This is a genomic window from Sedimentibacter sp. B4, from assembly GCF_000309315.1.
Taxonomy (GTDB): domain Bacteria; phylum Bacillota; class Clostridia; order Tissierellales; family Sedimentibacteraceae; genus Sedimentibacter; species Sedimentibacter saalensis.
Map to the genome: position 1 here is coordinate 1 of NZ_CANG01000439.1, position 234 is coordinate 234.

Below are 234 nucleotides of genomic sequence, written 5' to 3' on the forward strand. Positions count from 1 at the left end.
GTGTGCTCCGCCGCTTCGACGCCCGCAACCGTTGCGGCAACCAGGAGCGGATCGCACCTCACCCAACTGCCGGCGCGGGCGTTGACGCGGCTCAGGTCCGAATCCGGCCGGAAGCGACTGCAGGTGCGCTCGACCAGGTCGAGCAGGGCCCGCGCGCGGCTCTCCGCGGGGACGGAACTGGCTGCATCAGCGACGCTGAGTTCCACGTACGTCCCCAGCGCCCGCCAACGGATC

At 71.4% G+C, this 234-nt stretch carries 1 protein-coding gene; it reads right to left on the reverse strand.

What is annotated here, in order from left to right:
* Nucleotides 1-206, reverse strand: a 206-nt coding sequence (locus BN358_RS23630) for an FAD:protein FMN transferase (protein ID WP_232233115.1), incomplete at its 3' end; no start/stop codon positions are given.
* Between the last annotated feature and the right edge of the window lie 28 nt (nucleotides 207-234).